18 protein-coding genes are annotated in these 25,406 nt (G+C 35.5%); 1 reads left to right on the forward strand and 17 read right to left on the reverse strand.

The window, feature by feature from the left end; all coding sequences use genetic code 11:
- Positions 1–123: 123 nt before the first annotated feature.
- The 4 genes from GSH73_RS09850 to GSH73_RS09865 form a co-directional block, all read right to left on the reverse strand.
- Positions 124–483 carry a hypothetical protein gene (locus GSH73_RS09850; RefSeq protein WP_014758182.1) on the reverse strand — a complete coding sequence of 120 codons (360 nt, stop codon included), beginning with the start codon at positions 481–483 and terminating at the stop codon, positions 124–126.
- A 65-nt stretch (positions 484–548) separates the two neighbouring features.
- Complete coding sequence (locus tag GSH73_RS09855) at positions 549–776, reverse strand: hypothetical protein (RefSeq protein ID WP_014758181.1); 228 nt, start codon at positions 774–776, stop codon at positions 549–551.
- Positions 718–2,913 carry a heavy metal translocating P-type ATPase gene (locus tag GSH73_RS09860; protein ID WP_014758180.1) on the reverse strand — a complete coding sequence of 732 codons (2,196 nt, stop codon included), beginning with the start codon at positions 2,911–2,913 and terminating at the stop codon, positions 718–720. Before GSH73_RS09860 ends, GSH73_RS09855 begins: the two co-directional genes overlap by 59 nt.
- Positions 2,914–2,945: 32 nt before the next feature.
- Positions 2,946–3,182: a hypothetical protein gene (locus GSH73_RS09865; RefSeq protein WP_013787363.1), complete on the reverse strand. Its 237-nt coding sequence runs from the start codon at positions 3,180–3,182 to the stop codon at positions 2,946–2,948.
- 157 nt (positions 3,183–3,339) lie between these two features.
- Between GSH73_RS09865 and GSH73_RS09870 the strand changes: the two genes are divergently transcribed.
- Positions 3,340–6,201 carry a cation-translocating P-type ATPase gene (locus tag GSH73_RS09870; RefSeq protein ID WP_014758179.1) on the forward strand — a complete coding sequence of 954 codons (2,862 nt, stop codon included), beginning with the start codon at positions 3,340–3,342 and terminating at the stop codon, positions 6,199–6,201.
- A 23-nt stretch (positions 6,202–6,224) separates the two neighbouring features.
- On the opposite strand, the gene GSH73_RS09875 is transcribed toward GSH73_RS09870, so the two are convergent.
- From GSH73_RS09875 to GSH73_RS09935, 13 genes are all read right to left on the reverse strand, one after another.
- Positions 6,225–7,511 (reverse strand): sn-glycerol-1-phosphate dehydrogenase, encoded by a 1,287-nt coding sequence (locus GSH73_RS09875; protein ID WP_014758178.1) that lies wholly within the window; start codon positions 7,509–7,511, stop codon positions 6,225–6,227.
- Positions 7,508–8,620: a GntR family transcriptional regulator gene (locus GSH73_RS09880; RefSeq protein ID WP_014758177.1), complete on the reverse strand. Its 1,113-nt coding sequence runs from the start codon at positions 8,618–8,620 to the stop codon at positions 7,508–7,510. The genes GSH73_RS09875 and GSH73_RS09880 overlap by 4 nt, the downstream gene beginning before the upstream one ends.
- Before the next feature lie 185 nt (positions 8,621–8,805).
- Positions 8,806–10,287 carry an L-fucose/L-arabinose isomerase family protein gene (locus tag GSH73_RS09885; protein WP_014758176.1) on the reverse strand — a complete coding sequence of 494 codons (1,482 nt, stop codon included), beginning with the start codon at positions 10,285–10,287 and terminating at the stop codon, positions 8,806–8,808.
- Positions 10,288–10,323: 36 nt separating this feature from the next.
- The gene (locus GSH73_RS09890; protein WP_014758175.1) at positions 10,324–10,965 is read right to left on the reverse strand and encodes an L-ribulose-5-phosphate 4-epimerase; all 642 of its coding nucleotides are present in this window, start codon (positions 10,963–10,965) and stop codon (positions 10,324–10,326) included.
- Positions 10,934–12,628, reverse strand: a complete 1,695-nt coding sequence (locus GSH73_RS09895) for a ribulokinase (protein ID WP_014758174.1) — start codon at positions 12,626–12,628, stop codon at positions 10,934–10,936. The genes GSH73_RS09890 and GSH73_RS09895 overlap by 32 nt, the downstream gene beginning before the upstream one ends.
- A gap of 13 nt (positions 12,629–12,641) precedes the next feature.
- Positions 12,642–14,039, reverse strand: a complete 1,398-nt coding sequence (locus tag GSH73_RS09900) for an L-fucose/L-arabinose isomerase family protein (protein WP_014758173.1) — start codon at positions 14,037–14,039, stop codon at positions 12,642–12,644.
- 87 nt (positions 14,040–14,126) lie between these two features.
- Positions 14,127–15,107, reverse strand: coding sequence for an ABC transporter permease (locus GSH73_RS09905; protein WP_014758172.1), 981 nt, complete (start codon positions 15,105–15,107; stop codon positions 14,127–14,129).
- A 15-nt stretch (positions 15,108–15,122) separates the two neighbouring features.
- The gene (locus GSH73_RS09910) at positions 15,123–16,619 is read right to left on the reverse strand and encodes a sugar ABC transporter ATP-binding protein (RefSeq protein WP_014758171.1); all 1,497 of its coding nucleotides are present in this window, start codon (positions 16,617–16,619) and stop codon (positions 15,123–15,125) included.
- Between the two features lie 11 nt (positions 16,620–16,630).
- Positions 16,631–17,602 (reverse strand): ABC transporter permease, encoded by a 972-nt coding sequence (locus GSH73_RS09915; RefSeq protein ID WP_014758170.1) that lies wholly within the window; start codon positions 17,600–17,602, stop codon positions 16,631–16,633.
- A gap of 87 nt (positions 17,603–17,689) precedes the next feature.
- Positions 17,690–18,880 (reverse strand): sugar ABC transporter substrate-binding protein, encoded by a 1,191-nt coding sequence (locus GSH73_RS09920; RefSeq protein WP_084214989.1) that lies wholly within the window; start codon positions 18,878–18,880, stop codon positions 17,690–17,692.
- 213 nt (positions 18,881–19,093) lie between these two features.
- Positions 19,094–20,578 carry an alpha-N-arabinofuranosidase gene (locus tag GSH73_RS09925; protein ID WP_014758168.1) on the reverse strand — a complete coding sequence of 495 codons (1,485 nt, stop codon included), beginning with the start codon at positions 20,576–20,578 and terminating at the stop codon, positions 19,094–19,096.
- 389 nt (positions 20,579–20,967) lie between these two features.
- Entirely contained in the window at positions 20,968–23,292 is a 2,325-nt protein-coding gene (gene yicI, locus GSH73_RS09930; protein ID WP_014758167.1) for an alpha-xylosidase, read from the reverse strand.
- Positions 23,292–25,370: a beta-galactosidase gene (locus tag GSH73_RS09935; RefSeq protein WP_014758166.1), complete on the reverse strand. Its 2,079-nt coding sequence runs from the start codon at positions 25,368–25,370 to the stop codon at positions 23,292–23,294. The genes yicI and GSH73_RS09935 overlap by 1 nt, the downstream gene beginning before the upstream one ends.
- Between the last annotated feature and the right edge of the window lie 36 nt (positions 25,371–25,406).

Below are 25,406 nucleotides of genomic sequence, written 5' to 3' on the forward strand. Positions count from 1 at the left end.
ACACATTCCTTTCGTATTCATTGTCATCTTAATAACATGATACTACATTCTTCAACTTTTTTCAATATTTTAATAAAGTTAATTTACACTAAAAAAAGCCCAACGTTTAGTTGGGTTTTTTAATCATTCAGCAGTTTTTAATCTGCTTAACTCACTTTCTAACATTTCTATCCTGCTTTTAAGCTCATTTACTTCTCTTATTGCCTTCTCTCTTTCTTCTTCTAAGTTGTCTATCTCGCTTTGATACAAGTTTTCATCTGCTTTGTCATTTCTTTCATTGTCGCTAAACATTTTCGCTATTCTGTCTTTGCCTTTATTGATTGCCGAAGATGCCTTATCAGCCATATCATAAGTGCTTTTTACGCCATTTATTAGAACTGGCTTTACTTTCTCTTTTGCTTTTGGAAATAAAATATAACTTAATGCAGCAACACCAATTCCCCAGAAAAAGCTTCTACTTCCTAAAGTTTTAACGATACCCATTGAAGTTTCCTCCCTTCATAGGTTCTTCTATTATTTTATCCCGAAAAAAATATATTATTAAATCGCTATTTTCCAAAAATGAGTGCTCTTGCAATTGATTTGTACAATTCTTTAGCCTGATGTTTTTCGCTCATCTTTACCGCATATTGTAAAAAATCGTTAATTGTTAACTGCCACAATTTTACAATTTCATTTTTAGTTGATTTGTCTTTTGAATACTCTGTAAATGATATGTCAACCGTCTGTCGTAAAACTTTCGAAGCTTCTTCGAATTTCTTTTTCATTTCTTCCATCAGAAATAATCCTCCTTGATGAATATTTATAGACTTTAAGCGAATTGGCCAACACGATCATCTGATTAATGCTGTGCAGCATTGCTGCCATAAATGGATTCACTTTGCCAAAAAGCGTCATGATGTATTCTACATAGCTCATCATCGATGCTATAACATGATTTTGATTTATCACTTCCTTTGAATACCTTGATAGCTCTATCAAATACGGTATTTTTAAAGGGTTTTCGTCGATTACAGCCACATCGAGGGCTTTTAATATCTTCTTACTTATGGGCCTTCCCAAAATGATTCCAACATCAGCGCTTCTCATCGCCTTCACATCATTTAGTCCATCGCCGACCATTACGACAGTTCTGCCATCATCCTTTTGCCTTTTTACAAAATTCTTCTTCTCATCAGGCGATACACTGCTAAACGCATTTACTATACCTAATTCATAAGCCACTCTATCTGTGGGTTCTTTATCATCACCTGATAAAATATAGATACCATCATCGTTAAAGCCTAATGATCGTGTAAATTCTACTGCAGCTTTGCTTTTCTTCTTAAGCACGTCTTTCATTCCGATGACGCCAATAGCATTCCCATCAACAGCAACGTATATCACACCTCTATTTAGGTTTTTTAAAACATTGCTGAGATCCTCCACATCATGTAGATCAATGTTGTTTATCTCCATAAACCTTTCGTTGCCAACGTGCAATTGTTTCCCATCTACATAAGCAAAAGCACCCATGCTTTTGACTTCTTTGCCATGAGAAAAATCTTCTACTTTTATTCCCATATCATCTGCTTTTTTAATTATAGACAATGCTACAGGATGTATGACACCAGATTCTGCAGACGCAGCTATCTTTAATATATGATTTTTGTCAGTATTTGATGACGGCAAAATTTCGCTTACAATAGGTCTGCCTTCCGTAAGAGTTCCCGTTTTGTCAAAAATCAGCACATCAGCTTTTGCCATATTTTCGATTGCAGATGAACTTTTTATCAATATACCTCTCTTCGCCGCATTTTTGACAGCTATGCCGTAGACACCAGTAGAACCATGTGCAAAAGTACATGGACATAAAACAAGCATTGATGATATTCCCTTCAATATATCATTTGTATAAAGCGCCACAAGCCCTGTAATGATAAAAGACAGCGGTATAATTTTGTTGATATATACATCAGCAGTATTTGTAATATACTTCTCCTTTGATTCTAATTCCACAATCTTGTACAGATCTTCTATGCTTTCATTTGCCTCAATATCAGTTATTCTGCCCTTTACTTCTCCATCGACGATCAAAGATGATTCTACGATTTTATCGCCTTTTTGCTTTTTGACGTACTTTACTTTTCCTCGTATATACTTTTCATCTACAATTGCACTGCCTTCAACTACTTCGCATTCATACGGCGCCACATCACCTTTTTTAAGCGAAATCACATCGCCTTCATTAAGCTCCTCTACAGGCACTTCTATTTCTCTTCCTTCTAATGCCATCCACACTTTACCTGGCTTTAATTTAAGGAAGCTTTCAAGTGCTTTTTTATTATAGTGTATGTTTAACGAGTGAATAAGGACACTTAAATTGACGAGAAAAATTACCACAAGCCCTAATATGCTTTCTCTTATAAAAAGCATTATAGTTGTAGCAACTGTTATCATCAAATCGCCATTTATTTTGTGTTCCTTAAACAGTGTATTTATGCCACTTCTAAATATTGGGTATCCAGCCACAATCGACACAATTGATGACATGCTTAATAACCCATAATGGCCGCTTAACGGCGATTTACCAGCAAATATGCGCTTTAATGCGGTGTAAATCGTAGCAGCCAATGGCATAAATACCATCACAAATTGAGTCTTAAGCGGTAAATCTTCTGGTTCATACGGCTTTACATTATCATCTACATTATCTTTGAAAATAGCATTTATGATTTCTCTTTTTATTTCTTCTATTGTCTTGCCTTCGTATTTGACAAGCACTTTTCCAGTAACACTGCTGGCACTTATATATTTGATCCCTTTAGATCTTTTTAAATAATGATTAATCTTTTTCTCAATGGATTTGTCTTTGTAAAGTACATCAAAGCTTAATCGTGCTAATCCAGGCAGCGAAAAAATCTCTCTTATCATGTCAAATCCTCCAAATACACGCATAATCCCTCTTATGAGGGATTATCTGCTGTTTCAGGCTGTGTCTTTATTTTTGATTGAGTATGTTGATACTGGGCTTCGGCTATTATGTCTTCTACTTCTTCTTTCACGTTTATAGCCAATTCTTTGCCTTTATCGGCAAGAATCATGGCAGTGCCTACAAGCCCTACCGCTAATTTCTTTGCCGGCTTCGCCAATAAAAGTGCTATTCCCAATGCTCCTACGCCAATCCAAAATTCTTTGCTCATCTTAAAAACCTCCTGTCTATTTTTATTTATTTTAACCGCCATTTACAAATAATATTAATGAAAGTCATCGAAAGCTGTCATTCATAATTTTTCCTTCTGTGAAATAAAAAATTTTGGACAAAATATTTTTATTATAAGACGTTCTGGAGGTATGAAGATGGAACTCATAAGAAAATATACATCATATACGAAGCGAATCAGGTTCTCCGTAAACGGCCTATACAGAAATGAATTATTAGCGAAAAGGCTGGAAAAAAATCTATCCCTCAAAAGTGGAATATTAAGCGTAACAGCAAACCCAATGACAGGAAATATAATCGTTGCTTTTGACAGCAGTTTAAAAGTCGAAGACATAAAGAAAGAAATATACAAGATAAAATTCAATATAAGAGATGGTAAAGATATTTTCCCTATGAAACAACAAGCTCAATACCCTTGGCACATCATGACAAAGAGGCAAATAGAAAAAGTCCTAAACTCAGATATTGACAATGGGCTATCAACAGTTGAAGCTAAAAAAAGACTGAGTACATACGGTTTGAACCAACTGATAAGCGGAAATAAACCATCCTTCTTTAAAATGATGTTAAGTCAAGTTAACAACTACCTATTTAAGATACTTCTTTTTGCAGGCGGTATTTCTTTTTTGATTGGAGATGTAGCTGATTCTATCGTGATAATATCGATTGTCGTAATAGAATCAAGCCTTGGAGTGCTTCAAGAGTACAATGCGGAAAAATCTTTAGAATCGCTGCACAAGTTGACATCGCCTCGATCATCTGTTTTAAGAGACGGTAAAATATCATTGTTAAGCTCATCAGAACTTGTACCAGGAGATGTAGTGATCGTAAATCCAGGAGACATTGTTCCTGCGGATGGTCGCATCGTTGAATGTAAAAATCTTGAGACTGATGAAAGCTGTTTGACAGGTGAGTCCCATCCATCGTCAAAGCACGATTTGGTGATACTAAAAGATGATATCCCATTAGCTGAACGAAAAAACATGGCTTACATGGGAACAAGCATCACCAAAGGATACGGCAAGCTTATCATAGTCTCAACCGGAATGTCAACAGAAATAGGCAAAATTGCAAAAATGCTAAATGAAGAAAGAAATGTTTTATCGCCACTTAACAAAAGCCTTGAAGTTTTAGGAAAAAACATAACAGTAGCAATCATAATTATCAGCTTCAGCATTTTCTTAAGCGGAATAATAAGAGGCAAATCCTTCTCGCAGATGCTTGGAATAGGCATAAGCCTTGCTATAGGAGCCATACCAGAAGGCTTATCTACAATCGTGACGATAGCTTTAGCTTACGGTGTACAGCGAATGGCAAAAAGAAATGCTATAGTGAGAAAACTTAATTCTGTAGAAACATTGGGAGTAGCCAATGTAATATGTACCGATAAAACTGGTACACTTACAAAAAACGAAATGACAGTAAAAGAAATACGGACTCTCGATAAAATATGGATCATATCAGGAATTGGGTATTCGCCATTAGGTAGTTTTTATCATGACAATGTCAAGATAAATCCAAAAGATGATAAAGACCTATATTCAATCTTACAATACGGTGCTATGTGCAGCAATTCAAAATTGATAAAAAAAGAAAATGATTGGACAGTATCTGGTGATCCAACAGAAGGTGCTATAATCGTTGCTGCAGCAAAAGCTGGCATTGAGAATAAACAATACGAGAGAATTGATGAGATACCTTTCGACTCGTCAAACAAATTCATGACTGTCGTAGTCGATACTGCTTCATACAAGTTGGCCATATCAAAAGGAGCTCCTGATGTGATATTAAACAAATGCAGCTACTTTTTAAGGTCAGGCAAAGCTATAAAATTAGGAAAAATAAACAAAAACAAGATCATCAGGCAAAACGATGAAATGTCTAACAAAGCATTAAGAGTCTTAGCTGTTTCTTACAAGATTTTAAACGATGAAGACAATAACGTTGACAGTGATTTCATATTTGCTGGTCTTATAGGCATGGAAGATCCGCCAAAGGATGAAGTCAGTCAGACTATTGAAGAATGCCTTAGAAGTGGGATTAACGTTGTCATGATAACAGGAGACCAAAAAAACACTGCTGTGTCAATAGGAAAGAGAATCGGACTTTTAAAAGGCAAAAAAGCAATTTCAGGCCAAGAGCTTGATAAAATGGATGACGATGAGTTAATAAACCTTATAGATGACGTAAACATATTTTACAGAACTTCTCCGCATCACAAGCTAAAGATCGTCAGAGCTTTGAGAAAAAAAGGGTACATCGTTGCCATGACAGGAGATGGCATCAACGATGCACCAGCAGTAAAAGAGGCAAATATCGGCATTGCAATGGGTAAAGGCGGAACAGACGTTACAAGAAATGCCTCCGATATAACACTGGCTGATGACAATTTCACTACCATTGTCATGGCTATAAAAGAAGGTCGCGGCATCAACGAAAACATAAAAAAATTTTTAAGATACGTTTTGTCAGGAAATGTTGGCGAAATAATAGCTTTAGCCATGGCATCCATGACAGGCATGGAAATGCCGCTTACATCAAGCCAGATTTTAAGCATAAATCTTGTCACTGAAGGAATACCTGCTCTGGCATTAGGAGTAGAACCATCATCATTAAAACTTAAAAAGAATGAAAATGCACAATTGCTTGACAGCAAACTATACAACTACATACTCAAAAGAGGCTCTTTAATAGGATTTACGACGCTATTTGCCTTTAAATACGGTGAAGCACTTAGAAATCCAGTCATCGCCAAAACCATGGCATACTCAAACTTAGTCATGGCACAGATGTTCAATGTATTTGACGCAAGACGTGCAGAAATGCCTACACCAATATCACAAAATAAATTGTTGGTGCCATCTGTAGCCATATCTATCGCAACGCTATTGGCAACCATATACGTAAACCCTATTGCAAATATATTTGGAAATGCAAAGCTTAGCCTTATGGATTGGCTCATCGTTCTTTTAAGCTCCGGCATCATCAGCAGAATTTAATAAAGAATTGAGAGCTTTTGGCCTCAATTCTTTATCGCCATGTCAAATATCTTCTCGATGTTTATGTCTTCAGCAAGCCTTAAAATGGTATACCTTTTTCTTACCTCTTTTGCATTCAATAAGATATCTTTAAGGTCATCATATTTAAGTTCAAGATATGCAACATCATTTGGTGCGCCGGCGTCATTTAAAAGCTCATCAACATACTCCACCGTCGGTACATTTTCTGATACCCACTCCTTCATCGTATCCCAATTGTCCAAAATCCTATCCTGTCTCATTCTTCTCTCAGCTTCATCCAAATAGTAATAACCTATATCGTCAAAAATCTCAGATGATAATTTTCCAAAATTTCTATTTATCCTACATTCAAACTCATCTTTTGATTCACTCTTTCTTTCCTTCATCATTTCAATAATATCATCTCTGTCAAAAGAAAATACAGTATTGTAAAGTTTGACAGCGATTTTCGTCATTATGCCTACTTTTGCGCCATGGGAGTGATGAATTTCCCCGTTTGAAAGCTCTTTCATCTCGATGAAATGTGACAGATGATGCTCTGCACCCGATGCAGGCCTGGAATTTCCAAACTTAAGCATCGATATGCCTGACAAAATTAACGCATCCATAAGCTTACTTACAGCACTTTCATCCTTGTTTTTTAAGCTTTTGCTGACATCTACACATTTATAAAGGGACTTTTTCACATCATCTGCGATTTCCTCAGAATAGTCCTCTCCCGTTATGATGTTACTTACATACCAATCCGCTAATGATGTGAATTTGCCGATTATATCTCCAAATCCTGATGCAATCATGTCATATGGTGCATCTTTAAGCACTTTAGTATCACCCACAATAAATATTGGATACGTAGCATCGTAAGTCCTTTTGAAGCCATTTACGATAAGAGGCGACACAGATGACGCATATCCATCCATCGATGGAGCTGTTGCAACTATGCCATACGGTATTTTAGCTCTGCTGCTTACAAATTTCACAACATCGTTTATTGTGCCTGAACCAACGGCAATTAAAGCCTCAATGCCATCATTAAGATGTATCAACACTTCACCTACTGCCCTTTCATCAGGCACTAAATTTCCAGTTCTATTCAGATTGCACAACAGCACATCGTACTTTTTATCTTCCAATACATTTTTTAGAGTCAATCCTGCAGCTTCGTAAGTATTTTTATCACATACGATCAATACTTTAGAATTTATACCTACCTTATTCAATATATTCGGAACATCATGCAAGGCGCCACTGCAAATTTCTATCTCCTTTATCTTTGTGCCATCATTCATCGCACTTCCTCCAATTCGATCTCCTTAGTAGAATTTCTAATCCTTATTTCAGGTTTTATGCGAATATTTACAGGATTTGCAAAAGCCTTTTTCCCTTTTTTTATTAGGTCAAATAGAGTCGAAGCAGCAAGCCTTCCCATTTCTTCTTTAGGATGTATGATGGATGTAAGTTTTACATTGGAAAGCTCTGCATAATCAGAGTCATCAAAGCTTACAATCGAAATATCATCAGGCACGCTGTAGCCCAATTCTCTTATCGGATCTAAGATCCACATGGCAATTTGATCGTTGTAGCTGACAATAGCCGTCGGTTTATTGACCCACTTCGAGTATATCTCGTATATTTTTTCCCTTGGTTTTGTCTTCATCTCTTCCGTCGTATAAAAGATTATGTTGTCCTCTTTGATTTTAATATTGTGCTCCCTTAAGGCTTTCACATATCCTTTATACCTATTAAGCCCCTGGTTATCGTCGCTTTTAAATATGCCTATTATGTTTTTGTGCCCAAGTTTTATAAGATGGTCTGTTGCCATGTATCCTCCACCTTCATCATCCTGAATGATGTAAGATGGATTTAATTCTTCATAAAAGCTATTGATAAAAATGTACGGTATCCCTTTGTTTTTTAACTCATCAAAATAATTTAGATTGATATGGGGTAGTGCGCTTTTTGTAGGCTCGATGATCAGTCCTCTAATGTCTTTCGCCAAGACGTTCTCCAATATGTCCATTTCAGTCTCAATGCGGTTATTCGTATTGAAAAGCAATATGGAGTATCCATTTTTAGCTAATATTTGATCAATTCCTTTTATGATCCTTGGAAATATATAGTCGTTTATATACGTCGTTATGACTGCAATATTTTTATTATCATAGCTTTTCACAGAATTCCTATCTGCGCAAAAAGTCCCCAGACCTTGCTTCCTGTAAAGCCACCCTTCATTTTCAAGGTCATCAAGAGCTTTCCTAATAGTATGTCTGCTTACACCGAATATTTCCATCAGTTCGCTTTCCGTCGGCAGTGGATCATCTATGTTTATATTGTTCTTTATTATTAAATTGGTAATATAGTCTTTTACTATTTGATATTTTGGTACATTTTCTTCCAAAATCAAACATCCTCCCTCACATCATATCTACCTATATATAATTATATCGCTTACTCAGAATATAACTAAATTCCAAATCCGACAAAATATTTATTAAATATTCGTCACAATTATTTTATTATTTAAAATAAGGTAATAAAATTATCACCTGAAATTATCTAAACAGGTGATAATTTAAAAACATCTTATTTAAATGGGTTCTCGTTTTTGTACAACATTGAAGCTGGCTGATTAAATGAAACATCATCTACGCCTAATAACTTCATAGCGGCGTACAAGACTTTACCTGCATGTTTAAATGCAACGCCAACATGATGCGGGAAATTCTTTTCTATCAATACATGCCTGTAAAAGCGAGCCATCTCTTTAACCGCAAACACTCCAATGCTTCCAAATGACATAGGATCTATATCAAGCACTTCGCCTTCTGCTACATAACTTCTAAGCTTAGTATCTGCAGTGCTTTGCAGCCTAAACAAAGTTATGTCGCCAGGCCTTATAGTGCCTTCTAATGTACCTCTCGTTATATCAGGCTCTTTGTCTGGCTCCAGCAACCTGTGCATTATTCTTTGATACTTCATAGAGAAATTTTTCATCATGCAACTGCTGGTATTGCCACAGTGAAATCCCATAAAAAGATCGCTATTTTTATAATCTCCTATGATTTCCTTATTGTTTTCGTACATATCCTTTGGCACTGTATTGTTTATATCAAGAAGCGTAGCTGGCAAGTCTGTAGCGCATGTTATGATGTACTCGCTAAGTGCACCGTAAATGTCTGTCTCACAGGCCACAGGTATGCCATTTGCTGCAAGCCTTGAATTTACAAAGCATGGCACAAATCCAAACTGTGTCTGAAATGCTGGCCAGCACTTGTTTGCAAACACAACATACTCTGATGCACCAATGTTTTTTTCTACCCAATCTTTAAGAGTCAGCTCATACTGGGCAAGTTTTGGCAATATGCTTCCGTACTTATTTCCTGCGCCTAATTCTTTTTCCATGTCTTCTACAACATCTGGAATCCTTTTATCATCCTTATGATTGTTGAATGATTCAAATAGATCTAATTCCGAGTTCTCCATTATCTCAATTCCTAAGTCGTACAAAGGTTTTATAGGGGCGTTGCATGCAAGAAAATCCTGCGGTCTTGGACCAAAGCTCATTATTTTTAGCTTCTTAAGTCCAAGCACCACTCTTGAAATATCTTTAAAATCTGATATCATATCAGCTATTTCATCTGCATAGCCAACCGGATATTCCGGTATATAAACCCTTAAATTCCTTAAATTTATGTTGTACGACGCATTAAGCATCCCACAATACGCATCTCCGCGTCCATCGTAAAGATTGTCCTTTGTCTCCTCCGCTGCAGCTACAAACATCACTGGACCGTCAAACTTTTGGGCAAGCATCGTCTCAGGACCTTCAGGTCCAAAATTCCCAAGGTATACAACAAGTGCATTTACACCTAAGTCGTAAGCTTCTTTCAATGCATTCATTGCATCTATTTCATTTTCTACAGTTGTGGTGACTTCATTTATAGATATGCCTTTTTCAATACATGCTTTTACTACCGCATTTCTTCTTTTCTCACTTAAAGTGATTGGAAAACAATCCCTGCTGGTAGCTACAATTCCTACTTTAACTTCTGGTATGTTTATCATGCAAAGTCCTCCTTCATTAAACTGACATCATTTTTTTCATTGACCGTATTTTGTAAGATATCTTTCATGGGCTCTTTTTACTTCTTCATCTGGTATTACATCAGGTGTGCCTAAAAGCAGTGATAAGTGCACCGTCTTAGCTGTATCTTCTACCATAACAGCAGCTTTTAAGGCTGCTTCAGGTGAATTGCCAATGGTAAAAACGCCGTGATTTTTCATAAGTATTGCAGGACTCTCACCTATATAATCTACGATGGCTTTTCCTATCTCTTCCCCGCCAATTTTGGCATAAGGCCCTACAGGAATTGCGCATCCAAACTCGTCTGCAATAGCTGTAAGATAGACCGGAATTGACCGGCCAAGTGCGGCAAAACTTGTAGCATACGGTGAGTGTGTATGGACAATGCCGTTTACATCATTTCTATGCCTGTAGACGTAAAGATGTGTAGCAGTATCGACAGATGGTTTTAGCTTACCCTCAACCACATTGCCATCCAAATCCACGACTACCATATCATCTGGCGTCATTTCATCGTACAAAACTCCGCTGGGCTTTATGACTACAAGATTTGTCTCAGGATCTCTTCCGCTGACATTGCCGCTTGTCATTGTGACTAAATTGTTTTTAGGAAGCATCATGTTCATTTTATATACACGTTGTTTTAGGTTCTCTAACATCTGAAACCACCTCTTTTATGTTTTTAAGCCTTTTCATCACATCATTTGCACCTCTTCCAAAGTAGTCATGGAGCAGTTTGTACTCCTGAAAGAGCTTCTCGTAAATTTCAACATTTTCAAGGATAGGCTTGAATGTTTCATCTTTTAACTTTGGTATTACTTTAGCTGCTTCAAATATGCTGTCAAAACCGCCATTTTCCTTCCCTGCCGCCACTGCGCCAAACATTGCCGCACCTAACGCAGGCGTCTGGTTTGACTTGGAAACTTTTATCTCCAAGTTTGTCACATCAGCGTATATCTGCATAAGCATCGGATTTTTTTCAGGAAGTCCACCACATGCGTAAAGTTCATCTATCTTTATGCCATACTCATTGAATGTATCTATTATCATGCGTGTACCGTACGCTGTTGACTCTATCAAAGCTCTGTATATTTCTTCAGGTTTCGTCCTGAGTGTCAATCCTAAAATCAAACCAGTAAGATCCGCATCAACCAAGACAGATCTATTTCCATTAAGCCAATCAAGTGCAAGAAGTCCGCTTTCTCCTGGTTTTAACTTTGAAGCCTTTTCTGTCAAAAGCTGATGTACAGATATGCCTCTTTCTTCGGCTTCTTTTTTGTAACCATCTGGAACGCAATTATCTACAAACCAAGCAAATATATCTCCTACTGCTGACTGTCCAGCTTCATATCCATAATATCCTGGCACAATACCGTCTTCAACTACTCCACACATACCAGGAACTTCAACTTCTTTATCGCCTAAGACTACATGGCATATAGACGTGCCCATTATCATAACCATCTTTCCTGGAGATGCTACGCCTACAGCAGGCAGCGAAACATGTGCATCGACATTGCCTACCGCAACAGCAATACCAGGTTTTAAACCGATCATATTAGCCATTTCCTCAGTTAATTCACCTGCTTTTGTTCCTAAAGGATATATGTCTCTTGACAGCTTTTCATCTACTACATTTTCAAGCCTTTCATCCAATGCTTTAAAAAATTCCTTTGAAGGATACCCCTTTCTCTTGTGCCAAATGGCTTTATAGCCTGCAGTACAGCTATTTCTCCTTTCATTGCCAGTAAGCTTCAATATCACCCAATCAGTCGCTTCTATGAATTTATCTGCCTCTTCATAGACATCTGGAGCCTCATTTAAAATCTGCCATATTTTCGGTATCAGCCATTCGGAGGAAATCTTTCCACCATATCTTGCTAAGAAATCCTCACCTCTTTCGGATGCAATCTTATTTAGCATATTTGCCTCAGGCTGTGCTGCGTGATGCTTCCACAGTTTGACATACGCATGGGGATTTGATTTATATTCTGGTAAATCGCACAAAGGCGTACCATCTTTTTTTATAGGAAGCATCGTACATGCTGTAAAGTCTATGCCAATACCTACAACATCATCTTTATTTACACCAGATTTCATTATCACATCTGGAATTATCTTTTTCAAAACTTCTATATAATCATCAGGATGCTCTAATGCCCAATCCTGCGGCAATACTGTCCCGTCTGGAAGTCTCTCATCCATGACTCCATGCGGATAGTTCATCGTTGAAGAAGCTACTTCCTCTGCTGTATCAAGATTTAAAAGCAATGCCCTTGCAGATTCTGTGCCGTAATCAATACCTATTGAAAATTTTGCCATGTTACCAACCCCTTTACACTTCAACATACTCGATATCTAATAATTCGCATAAAAGCTTCCATCTTTTAGTAGCATCACCTAATGTCAAGCACTGATGATGTGTACCACCATTTTTAAGCCAGCCATTTAGACAAGCCCTAACTCCGTTTTCAGGTCTAAAATGGAAATACGGCATCTCTATATTTTTCGCTTCTTCTGTATCTAAAATTTCTCCCTTTGAAACAACAAGTCTATATTTTTCGCCTTCTAAAGACACTAATGATGCCAATGTCGCAATGCCTGGTTGAGCCATAAACACCACTGTTGGAGGATTATCAAGCTTTCCTATGCCAAGCTCTCGATCGACTAATTTTATAGGTCTATCTTTTCTGGCTATCTTCCAATTGCCCTCTCCCATGTGGCTCATCAAAATTGAATCTCTCTTAAAATCCATCGCATACATCTCGGTAAAGTGTGCATTGCCTATCAAAACATGACCTGCTGCCACCAGGCTTGCCGTAACTACATCGCCCTCTGCCGCATAGCCATATCCTTCTGCCATCAAGTTTGATGCTGCCATCATGTGTATCTGCTTAAATCTTCCATCGCCTTTAAACACATCAAAGTGAGCACTAAAGCCAGAGTACCCTTTCTCCTCAAGCAATTTCTTAAATCCTATTTGAAGCCTTGCAGCATATCTGTGGCTCTCATCACTTAATTTAGGATCTATATAAAAGTTCTTCTTGTTTTCCTCTATCACTTTGTCAATTTCTTCATTTGTAGCTTCTTCCATATATCTAAAAACTTGGCCAATGTACTCCTGGTTTATTTGCGGCCCCAATTTTCTTGTAAAAGCTGCATCATCACCCATTATGTCATACATACCATGCATTCTTCCAAATTGTGCTATCTTCATATTCCTCAAAGCTTTTACTGTCTTTACAGTTTTTGCCCAATCATTCACAAAATCTTTAAATTCATCAGAATGCCAATCTTCTGTTATAACAGGACAAGTTATGCCCATTCTCAGAATAATATTTGAAGTATCCTGTGCACCATGAACACCTTGGTTGTAGGTCAAGTCCCCCATATCCCAATCGTCTGTCACAGTGCTTTCTGGCTGTATATTCGCCAGCATAATCGGAAGCCTATTGTTTCTTAAAGCATTCACAAGATTTGTGGCTGGTCCGTATGTCAGCATCACGATCATTATTCCGTCAAGATCTTTATCGTTGAATTCCTTAACTATCCTTTCTATATCATTTCTGTTTTTTGCAGCACCTGGGAAATAAAAATCAGCAACATCACCTAATCTACCTATAACCTGTTGTGCATACATCTCTTGCCTTTCAGTAATACCAGGCAACATATCATCGTATAACTCCTGCATAATACCCAAAAAACCTATCCTGGGCTTTTCATCTTTGTACACAATAATCACTCCTTTGGATTAAAATAAGTTTTATCTTAGATTTGATTTAAAAAACTACCTATAGCTTAAGAAAATCCAATTACTATATCATTTAATAATATGCAACGATTTTCTATCGCTGAAGAGCGCCACAACTAACAAGAATATAATACCTTCTATTAATTGTTGAGTTTGAGTTGTAAGACCTATCATATTTAATCCTGCAGACAAAACCTTATATGTCAGCACACCTGTAATGATGTTTGAAAAGCGCGCCATCACACCTCCTGTAATTGGTAATCCTCCCAAAACTAATGCAATTAAAATTTCTGTTTCAAACATACTTCCACCTGATGCTGTTACAGATCCAACTTCAATAACATTTATGAATGCTGCGAATCCTGTAATCATTCCAGCTACTATATACATTAACCATTTAATCTTATCAACATCTACTCCAGCAAATCTTGAACCAATTTCTCCGGCCCCAATTGCTTTTAAATAGATTCCCAACTTAGTAAAGTGGAAAATTAAAAAAGCAATCAATAAAATTACCCCTGTTGATATTAATTTAACTGTTACTGTGTTATAATTCAAAATATCACTTACCGCATAAACAGGTGAATTAGTCGTCAAATATGCAATAAGCCCACGAAACAAAAACATTGTACATATTGTAACAATAAATGAAGGTATTTTACGCTTCACGTGAAAAAAACCATTTATTGCTCCAATAATCGCTCCTGCAATAATTGCACCTACAATTGCCAACAAAATATTAAAGCCAGATAGATAGGAAAATACTATCGATGCAATTCCAAGTATGGATCCCTGAGAAAAATCTAAGCATCCCATCGTCATGATAAAAAACACGCCAATTGAAGCTATCATAAGCACGTACACTTCATCAAGCAATAATGTTACATTTAATGGACTTATAATTTTACCGCCTGTTAGCATAGTAAACATAACCAATACGACTACCAACCCTACTACTGGTAATATGCTTCTTGCAATTGGCTTTTCCAAATATCTTTGTATCTTGTTTTTTACACCATTTATCTCAACACTATTCTGCAAGTCAGTCATACATTTCACCCTCACTTAAATCATTTTCATTATTAAATCTTCCTCTGTTAAATTAATGTCTCTCATAAATTCACCATTGATTTTTCCGTTCTTCATTATTAAAATTCTGTCGCACATACCTATTAATTCTAAAATTTCTTCAGAAATCAAAAGTATTGATTTCCCTTGGTTTTTCATCTCAGTCATCAAATCATAAATATCAGCTTTAACTTTAACATCGATACCTCTGGTTGGACTGTCTAATATAAATATTTCAGAATTTTTAGCAATCCACCTTGCCAAAGCAACCTTTTGCTTATTGCCGCCAGATAAATCCGATACTAACTGATTTACATTTTCCATCTTTACGCTTAATACTTCCGCATATTTATTGGCAAATTTACTAAGTTTACCATTAAATATTATGTTGTGTTCTTTTAAATCATCTAACGATGTAATGCAGATATTGTCTGAAATTGTATCATTAACTATAAGCGATTCATTATCTCTATCCTTTGAAACATAGGCAATACCATTTTTTATAGCAACTTCAATAGAGTTAATCTTAACTCCATTTCCAAGAACAACATCGCCTGATCTATTAAATGATGCTCCAAAAATTGCTTTACCTATCTCATGCATTCCGCATTCACTAAGTCCACCAATTCCAAGGATTTCTCCTTTGTGTAAATCAAAGCTAATATTGTCGAACTGTCCTGGCACAGTTACATTACTTAATTTTAGAACTGTTTCTTTAAATACAGGTTTTTCATAATCTGTACGATAATAATGTCCGCTTAATTCTCTTCCTACCATTAATCTTTTTATATCATCTTCCGTTACTGAATCACTATCAACTGTATCAACTACTACACCATCACGCATCACCGTAATGCGATCAGTCCATTTGATTAATTCATCTAAATCGTGAGTAATAAAAATAACAGTATTTCCTTCTTCTTTTATTCGTGTCATCTGCTTATATAATAGTTCGCGACCATTTTGGCTTAAAGCAGTAGTTGTTTCATCAACAATAAAAATTTTTGGTCCAATATATATAGCTTTAATTATTTCGATAAGTTTTCGCTCTTCAAAATTATATTTATCGATTAAATCTGTAGCATTTATGTTACTGCATTCGTATTTTTCTAATAATTCTTGTGCTTCTCTATTCATAGATGCAATATTTTTAATACCATGTTTTATGAATTTTTCCTCATTGCCTAAAAAAATATTTTCCGCTACAGTTAAGCCTAATATCGTACCAGCCTCTTGAACAATTATGGAAATGCCATTTCTATTTGCTTCGACAAGAGATCTTACCTTAATTTCTCTGCCTTCTAAAAAAACTTTTCCACTATTTATTTCATAAATACCTGATATCATAGAAACTAGCGTGGATTTTCCTGAACCATTTTCTCCAATTAAACCATGTATCTCTCCTCTTTTAAATGATAGAGTAGCATCTTTTACGACATGATTACTACCAAAATATTTATTTAATTTTTCTACTCTTAAAATTTCTTCCTTCAATATATTTCACCTCACTTGACGACAATGCCTCTAACTGGTTTTGTAGTAATTGTAACTATCAACAACAAAGCTATTCCTGTAACAACGTTTTGAATTGTAGTAGGAGCACCAATAGCGACAAATCCGTTAAAAATTAGTGAAATTATGAATTCACCAATTATGATAGCTATTACAGGCGTTCCGTATTTCCTAAATGACATTCCAAAAAAAGTTCCCATTAAAGGTGTAAAATTCATGCTCATTGATGACATGCCAGATGCAGCAGTCATAGATGTTCCATAACTGATATTTAGAATGCTCATGATACCAACTAAAAAACCACATAGCACATACGATAATACTTTAAACTTATTTACATCAACACCCATATTTTTAGCTAAATATTCATTGCTGCCTATTGCATACATGTAAGTTCCCATCTTCGTATATTTAATAACTAAACTCACAAATACAAAGGCACATATTGCTAAAATTACATTATATGGGTATGTTCCAAAAGCACGATAATTTGGGCCTAAAATTTGCTCTTGACCTTGTGTCGCAAAAACACTTAAACTTTCATATATTAGCGAAAGTCCAACAGTAACAATCATTGATGGTATATGAAAATTTATATAGACAATACCATTCAATAAACCTATCAATGTCCCACTAACAATAGGCGCTAAAATTAACCCTAAATATCCATAATGTTGAGAAAAATAGCATGCTAATATTGATGATAAAACAAGATTAGCTCCAATGCTAAAATCCCATAAGCCCATGGCAACGATAAAATATAGACCACACCCGCCAACAGCATAAATTAAACTTGATTGAAAATACGATAAAAGTCTTCCTGGTGTCCCAAAATTATTTGGCGAAATCACTTTAAAAATAAACCAAAAGATTACTGTAAGTAATATTAACAATAAAATACCAAAATATTTTTTAAAGTATACATCAATACTTTTCCTTTTGACAAAATCTGTACTACTGCTCATTATTATCACCCGCCTAATTTGTATTTTGCCGTCAGCCGCTATGACTGACGGCTTTTTAAAACTTAACCAAGCTTACGTTTATGAACTTTATTGACCGCCATGACGCTTCTTAACATCGTCTATAGACAAGTTCAATGCTTGTTCAGCTAATTGCTGGAATGAATCATTCGCCATTGCTTTTATTTCTTCTGTATTGTAAGGCAAACTATCTACAAAATATTTTTGATAATCGTTGTATTCACTTGGAGATGAAACATAAAGATACGGGAACTTTATCTCATAAAAACTATTTTCAGGTTTTACATACTTACCTCTTATTGCGTTGTAAACCATCATAAGAGCATATAATGGATCTGCAAAGTGACCACCTGATTCAGCAGTCATTGCACCGCTTTGTAACTCTTGTCCTAAGTCAGGCAAAAAGTCTGTAGAAACGACACCTATTTTACCAGTCTTTCCAGCATTTTTAATAGCATTTAATGCACCAACTAAAGGATCTCCTCCACCACCTGCAACGATCAACGCATCCATCTTTGGATATGAATTCATCAATGAAGTAGCTGCAGATGCACCACCATCAGCGGTTGTACCAGCATATACAGGTTCTGTCATGAAAACTTTGTCATTTGGATGATTTTGATTCCATTGATCAACAGCTTTCTTGTAGCCTTCCCATCTTAGGAGGAATGTAGCATCACCTGGATTCCATCCTATTAAACCTATAAACCTCTTGCCTTTGTTTATCAAGATATTTACAAGATTATATCCATTTACTACTTCATCTTCATGAACTGCACCAACATAGTATTTAGATTTCTGCGCTTGTTCATATATTTGTGGACTTCTATCTTTGCTGATTATGCGGAAAAACTGTGCGAGATATACATGATATTGATCAGCAGTTTGAATTGCCGATGCCATTTCCGAGTCAGCAGAGTTACAAATTATTATTCCCTGACATCCAGCAGCAGCTAACGTTTTAACACTGGCTGTAACCTTTTCAGAAATATGCCCTTGATCTACGTACATCAATTCTATGCCAAGTGCATTTGCTGCATAATCAAGCATTTTTTTGACTTGGCTACCAAGAACGTCTGTTGAGCTCCAAATAGATACACCAATTTTAATTTTCTGATTATTTGAGTTTGAATTTTGAGTTGTTGAATTGCTACTACTAGTGCTATTATTTTGTGCTGTCTTGTTTGAATTACTATTGCCACATGCACTTAATGAAAACAACATTGCAAGAACTAAAATTGAGGCAATAATTTTTTTCATTTTTTTCACTGATAAACTCTCCTTTCATTATATTTTTTGTATAACCTTATAATAAATATAAGGCATTTAATTTATTTCAAAGGATTTTTCCATTCAAAAATGTCTAAAATGTTATTTAGTTCGTCATCAATTGATCACAATGGAAAAATCCTTATGAAAACAAGTTATAGAAATAAATCCTTTCAAACTTAAAATCTTTTACAAATATTCTACCTATATACATGCTTTTACCCCTACAATCGCCATCTTAGGCATTGTTATAACCATCTTATTTTCAGTAATTTTAATTTCGTCAAATTCTTTGGGTACAACTTTATTAGGATTGTCAAAAGTATTATGTGCATTCATTTCATCAGCAGTTAATATTGTCCCTGTTACTTTGTTTACATTTGCTCCTCTAAGTTCACACTCCACTGTTATTGATTCTTTAGGACTTAGATTGCACAGAGAAATATGAATTTTCCCACTATCATCAGTAGAAACAGTTGCTGTCACTTGAGGTATGCTTTCTTCTGAATCTACCATATATTCAGGTGTATCAATATTAAAATCTAATAATTCTGCATCTTGATGAACCTTATACATGTCAAATACATGATATGTCGGTGTGAGTACCATTTGAGGCCCATCTGTAAGAATAACGGCTTGTAAAACATTTACGGTCTGTGCTATATTAGCCATTTTGACTCTATCGCAATGCTTATTAAATATGTTAAAGTGAATGCCTGCAACTAGAGCATCTCTCATTGTATTTTGTTGATACAAAAACCCAGGGTTTGTACCAGGCTCTACATCGTACCATGTGCCCCATTCATCTACAACTAACGCAACGCTTTTTTCAGAATCATATTTATCCATTATCGTAGAATGTTTTGTTATTAATTCGTCCATGTACAACGCTTTCTTCATGGTAATAAACCATTCTTCTTCGTCAAAATTAGTAGCTGTTCCTTTTCTTTCCCATGTGCCTGGTACTGTATAGTAATGCAAACTAAGGCCATCCATAAACTTTCCAGCTTCTCTCATCAACACTTCTGTCCAATTATAATCGTTTGTATTGGGTCCACAAGCAATCTTAAATATCCTATTGCTGCCAAAATTCCTTACATATGTGGAATATCTTCTATATACATCAACATAATACTCTGGACGCATATTACCACCGCAGCCCCAGCTTTCATTGCCAACACCAAAGTATTTAAGCTTCCACGGTTCTTTTCTACCATTTGAAGCTCGCAAACTTGCCATTGGCGACTCTCCATCAAATGTCATGTATTCTATCCATTCTCTCATCTCTTGGACTGTACCACTGCCTACATTACCGCAAATATATGGCTCTGCATTCAAAAGATCGCATAATTCAAAAAACTCGTGTGTACCAAAATGGTTGTTTTCGATTACACCGCCCCAATGTACATTGACCATCTTTGGTCTTGATTCGTAAGGTCCTATACCATCTTTCCAATGGTATTCATCCGCAAAACATCCACCAGGCCATCTCAACACAGGTATCTTAATCTTCTTTAATGCTTCAACAACATCTTTCCGAATCCCATCTATATTGGGTATCTCTGAATCTTTTCCAACCCAAAATCCACCATAAATACATCTTCCTAAATGCTCTGCAAAATGTCCGTAGATATTTTTACTGATCTTGCCTTTTTTATTATCCGCATTGATAACGATTTTTGCTAACATATAAATGCTCCCTTAATATAAAGTTTACTTTTATCGAATAACCGCAATACTTATCTATACATTTGACATTATGATTTTGATTTATACGTACATCTTATATTAATATATATTCTACATGTTTTTTAAAATTCCTCCTTCTATTTTAAAATTTTTTTAAAATTTTTTTATGCTAACATCTTTCCTTAGATTATCAGCCATTTTAAGGCAATTCTTTTTACGTGCTTATAAATTACATATAATTTTATCATTGTACGTACATCTTATTATAATATATTCGACGTCATTTTTAAAATTCCTTCTTTGATTTTAAAAATTTTTTATGAAAATAAAATAAAAGGTTTCCACATTATAAGTTTATTAATGGAAACCTTTTGTTTATTGATAATATTTCATAACAATATGATATTTATTTTTGAACTATCTTTCTCAGGTATTATCCTTACGCCAAACTCACAATTATCATATGAAGCGCCTGCTACTTCATTTACATTATAAATTCCTCTCAGCAATATGGTCCAAGGTTTTTGGGTACCATTTACATTCACTTCAATTGAATTTCTTTCTTTTTTAGCAATTACGGTCACTTTATCTTCTCCGTTTATTCCATAAACTATTGTAGATGTCTCTAAACCATCTTCTAACTGGAATATCTCAAAAGTTACATTGTCCAAATAATCATAGTCAGGTCTACTGTCAATATTTCCTGTTGCGATAATCGTATTTGGTCTAACCATAAGAGGTATGCTCATGTAACCATGTTTCTCTTGAATCCATTGTTGACCATCTATGACCGCGCCATTTAAATAATTAGTCCATTTCCCATTTGGTAAATAGTATTTTGCAATTCCTTCTTCATTAAATATTGGAGCAACTAATAGAGAATCTCCAAGCATATATTGTCTATCAATGTACGCACAAGTTGGATCATCTTGAAATTCCATAACCATTGTCCTCATTATTGGTATGCCAGTAATTGATGCTTCATAAGCTTTTGAATAAAGGTAAGGCATCAATTTGTTTTTCAATCTTGTAAAATGCCTTAATACATCAACTGCTTCTTCATCGTATACCCAAGGCACTTTATATGCTGCATTACCGTGAAGTCTACTATGTGATGACAAAAGTCCAAAAGCCGTCCATCTTTTATATATATCTGGCGTGGCTGTACTTTCAAATCCTGCTATATCATGACTCCAAAAAGCAAATCCAGACATGCTTAATGACAAACCACCACGTAAGGTTTCTGCCATTGATTCATATGTAGCATTGCAGTCTCCACCCCAATGAACTGGGAACTGTTGACTACCTACTGTAGCTGACCTTGCAAAAACAATCGCTTTATCTTTCCCAAATTTTTTAGCAAGTGTATTATAAACTACTTTGTTGTATAAAAATGTATAATAGTTGTGCATTTTTTCAGGATCAGAGCCATCATAGTAAACAACATCTGTTGGGATTCTCTCACCAAAGTCTGTCTTAAAGCAATCTACGCCCATGTCAACAAGTTTTTCTAATTTTGATGAAAACCATTGGCACGCATAAGGATTTGTGAAATCAACTATTCCCATTCCAGGCTGCCATAGATCCCATTGCCATACATCCCCATTTGCCTTTTTCAGGAGATAGCCGTTTTTTGCTGCTTCAGCAAATAGTTTCGACTTTTGAGCTATATATGGATTTATCCAAACAGATATCTTAACGCCCTTTTCCTTTAACCTCTTTAACATATTTTCAGGATCAGGAAAGTATCTTGAGTCCCATTCAAAATCACACCACTGAAATTCCTTCATCCAAAAACAATCAAAGTGAAATACACTAAGTGGTATGTCCCTCCTTAGCATTTCATCTATAAAAAAGCTAACCGTCTTCTCATCATAATTTGTTAAAAATGATGTTGTAAGCCACAATCCAAATGACCACGCAGGAGGCAATGATGGCTTACCTGTTAGAGAAGTATAATTTATAAGTACGTCTTTTATGGTTCCTCCGCCGATTATAAAATATTCCATCTCTTCATCCATTACACTAAACTGCACTTTTGAAACTCTCTCAGAAGCTATCTCATATGATACAAGTCCAGTATCATTTACAAAAACACCATATCCTTTGTTTGTTACATAAAGTGGTATATTTTTATACGCTTGCTCACTGCTGGTACCACCATCCCTATTCCATATATCTACCTGTTGACCATTTTTAATAAAAGGCGTAAACCTCTCTCCTAAGCCATATATATATTCATCAACACCCAAGTCTAATTGCTCTCTTAAATAATTTTTTCCATTTTGCGATGTTATATATGCCATGTTTTTAAAACCTGTACCAGTAATTCGTCTATCGCCTATAAAAAAGTCAATTGACCAATCTCCTTTAGTTTTTATCTTAGCCGTAAGATTTCCGCTTGTAAAAGTAATATGACTATCATCTTGTTTGATACCTACTTCTATGACATCTTTTCTGTTTATCTCAAATTTAGGGCTCTTATTTGCTTTACCTTTAAAATGATATAATTTAACACTAATCACATCTTCCATAGGCGAACTTATTTCTACAGTCAGAAGAGGACCGCCTAATGTATCTCCTCTACTGTTTACATGAAACGTAGGTACATATAAAATTACACTATTATCACTAATCTCATAATCATTTACTTCAGTGGCTCCATAAACCTTGTATTCTTCTCTAACAAGCCAATTTCCATCTGTAAATTTCATTATCTATCAACCCCTTGTTTTCTATTTTCTATAATCTTAAATCCATAAGGCGGCAACATAACTTTTCCGTCTAACATGCTATTATCTACTATATCTATATATTCAATGTCTTTTAGATCTAATTTCTTTTCTTCATCTGTGAAGTTTAACAAGAATATAAATTCTCTATTTCCATCTGTTCGTAATTGAGCAGTAACGCCCATTGGCAAATCAATATCTATCGTTCTTTTTATATCTAAAAGTTCTATTATTTTGTCATAGAAATCATCCACAAAATCATCATTATTTCTAAATGCTATATAATATGCCTTTCCATTACCATAATTATTAACTGTCACAGCAGGATAACCTGCATAAAAGTCTCCTTTATACTTGGCTAAATCTCTTCCTCCTTCAAGATGAATAATTTCGCAAAGCTCTTTCGCCTTATATTCACCTTTAATACCTAATTCATTAGTTTCATTAAAAACTACATAATTTTCATCTTTATCGTGCAATGCATCTATTTCTTCGCTCCAAATCCCCAATACCTCTTTTAGCGGTCCTGGAAAACCACCTAGATAACAAAGATCATTTTCGTTTGCTATGCCACTTAAATACGTCGTTACAAAAGTTCCACCACTTTTTACGAATTGTTTTATTTTTTCAGTTACACCTTCTTTTATCATGTAAAGCATTGGAGCTATCAACAGCTTGTATCTATTAAAATCGCTTTCCATGTCGATCACATCTACCGGAACACCTTTACTCCAAAATGGCCTATAATGTGATTGACACGTCAAAAGGTAATCTTTTTTTTCTTGCCTTGGGCCTTTTGCATCTTCTATCGCCCAATTGTTCTCCCAATCGTAAATTATAGCCACCTCTGGTTCTACAGTTGTACCTATAATCGAATCTAACTTTTTTAGTATTTCTCCCACTTCTTTAACATCTTTAAATACTCTTGTGTTCTCATGTCCACAGTGATCCACTACTGCACCATGAAATTTTTCAAATCCGCCCCTGCTTTTTCTCCATTGAAAATACTGAACAGTATCTGCTCCATGAGCAACTGCCTGTATTGATGATAAAACATGCATTCCTGGTCTTTTTAATTTTGAGACAGGCTGCCAATTTGTAACACTTGGTGTGCTTTCCATCAGCATGAATGGCTGCCCACTTTTAAGGGAGCGATTTATGTCATGAACAAATGCTGTTTTATATGCAACTACCCAATCTTCTTCATTTCCATGCCAAGTTGGATAACTGTCCCATGATATGACATCAAGATGTTTTGCAAATTTCCAATAGTTAAGTCCCGGAAAAGTCCCCATAAAATTAGTTGTTACAGGGATATTTGGTGTTAGCTCTTTTAAAGGTGCAATCTCATTTTCAAAAAAATCTATAGTCTGATCTGTTACAAATCTCTTGTAATCCAAGTTTAATCCATGTATAGTTGTTTCGCCAATTGGTGATGGCGTTTGTATCTGTGACCAATCTGTAAATGTATGGCTCCAAAAGTAGCTCCACCATTCATGATTTAATTTTTTTATATCATTATCGTATTTTTTCTTAAGCCAATTTCTGAATGCTTCTTGACATAAATTGCAATGACAATCATTTCCGTATTCATTTGATACATGCCAAGCAATCAAAGCTGGATGGTCCTTATATCTCTCTGCAAGTTTTCTATTGATATTTCTCACTTTTTCTCTGTATATTGGAGATGTAAAACAATGGTTCTGCCTCCCTCCAAAAAGATGTCTTATTCTATTTGAATCAACCCTCGCTACTTCTGGATACTTTTCAAGAAGCCATGCAGGAGGTGCAGCACTAGGTGTTGCAAGTATGACATATATTCCATTGTCATACAACTTGTCCATTATACTGTCCAACCATTTAAATTGATAATTTCCTTCTTCTGGTTCTAAAGCGGCCCAAGCAAATATGCCTAGACTTACCACATTCCAATTAGCTAATTTCATCAATCTTATGTCTTCATCTAAAATTTTAGGATAATATAGCCATTGATCTGGATTATAGTCGCCTCCATGGAGAAAATGTGGATATTTTTCACTTATTGGTTTATACTCTCTCATAAATTTTCCTCCATTTAACTATATATAATCATATAT

Source organism: Thermoanaerobacterium aotearoense (assembly GCF_009905255.1).
Taxonomy (GTDB): domain Bacteria; phylum Bacillota; class Thermoanaerobacteria; order Thermoanaerobacterales; family Thermoanaerobacteraceae; genus Thermoanaerobacterium; species Thermoanaerobacterium aotearoense.

What these genes read in the sequence shown, in the direction of transcription:
- GSH73_RS09850 (WP_014758182.1), bottom strand. Translation starts at nt 483, where the DNA reads ATGGGTATCGTTAAAACTTTAGGAAGTAGAAGCTTTTTCTGGGGAATT.
- GSH73_RS09855 (WP_014758181.1), bottom strand. Translation starts at nt 776, where the DNA reads ATGGAAGAAATGAAAAAGAAATTCGAAGAAGCTTCGAAAGTTTTACGA.
- GSH73_RS09860 (WP_014758180.1), bottom strand. Translation starts at nt 2,913, where the DNA reads ATGATAAGAGAGATTTTTTCGCTGCCTGGATTAGCACGATTAAGCTTT.
- GSH73_RS09865 (WP_013787363.1), bottom strand. Translation starts at nt 3,182, where the DNA reads ATGAGCAAAGAATTTTGGATTGGCGTAGGAGCATTGGGAATAGCACTT.
- GSH73_RS09870 (WP_014758179.1), top strand. Translation starts at nt 3,340, where the DNA reads ATGGAACTCATAAGAAAATATACATCATATACGAAGCGAATCAGGTTC.
- GSH73_RS09875 (WP_014758178.1), bottom strand. Translation starts at nt 7,511, where the DNA reads ATGAATGATGGCACAAAGATAAAGGAGATAGAAATTTGCAGTGGCGCC.
- GSH73_RS09885 (WP_014758176.1), bottom strand. Translation starts at nt 10,287, where the DNA reads ATGATAAACATACCAGAAGTTAAAGTAGGAATTGTAGCTACCAGCAGG.
- GSH73_RS09890 (WP_014758175.1), bottom strand. Translation starts at nt 10,965, where the DNA reads ATGTTAGAGAACCTAAAACAACGTGTATATAAAATGAACATGATGCTT.
- GSH73_RS09895 (WP_014758174.1), bottom strand. Translation starts at nt 12,628, where the DNA reads ATGGCAAAATTTTCAATAGGTATTGATTACGGCACAGAATCTGCAAGG.
- GSH73_RS09905 (WP_014758172.1), bottom strand. Translation starts at nt 15,107, where the DNA reads ATGACTGACTTGCAGAATAGTGTTGAGATAAATGGTGTAAAAAACAAG.
- GSH73_RS09915 (WP_014758170.1), bottom strand. Translation starts at nt 17,602, where the DNA reads ATGAGCAGTAGTACAGATTTTGTCAAAAGGAAAAGTATTGATGTATAC.
- GSH73_RS09920 (WP_084214989.1), bottom strand. Translation starts at nt 18,880, where the DNA reads ATGAAAAAAATTATTGCCTCAATTTTAGTTCTTGCAATGTTGTTTTCA.
- GSH73_RS09925 (WP_014758168.1), bottom strand. Translation starts at nt 20,578, where the DNA reads ATGTTAGCAAAAATCGTTATCAATGCGGATAATAAAAAAGGCAAGATC.
- yicI (WP_014758167.1), bottom strand. Translation starts at nt 23,292, where the DNA reads ATGAAATTTACAGATGGAAATTGGCTTGTTAGAGAAGAATACAAGGTT.
- GSH73_RS09935 (WP_014758166.1), bottom strand. Translation starts at nt 25,370, where the DNA reads ATGAGAGAGTATAAACCAATAAGTGAAAAATATCCACATTTTCTCCAT.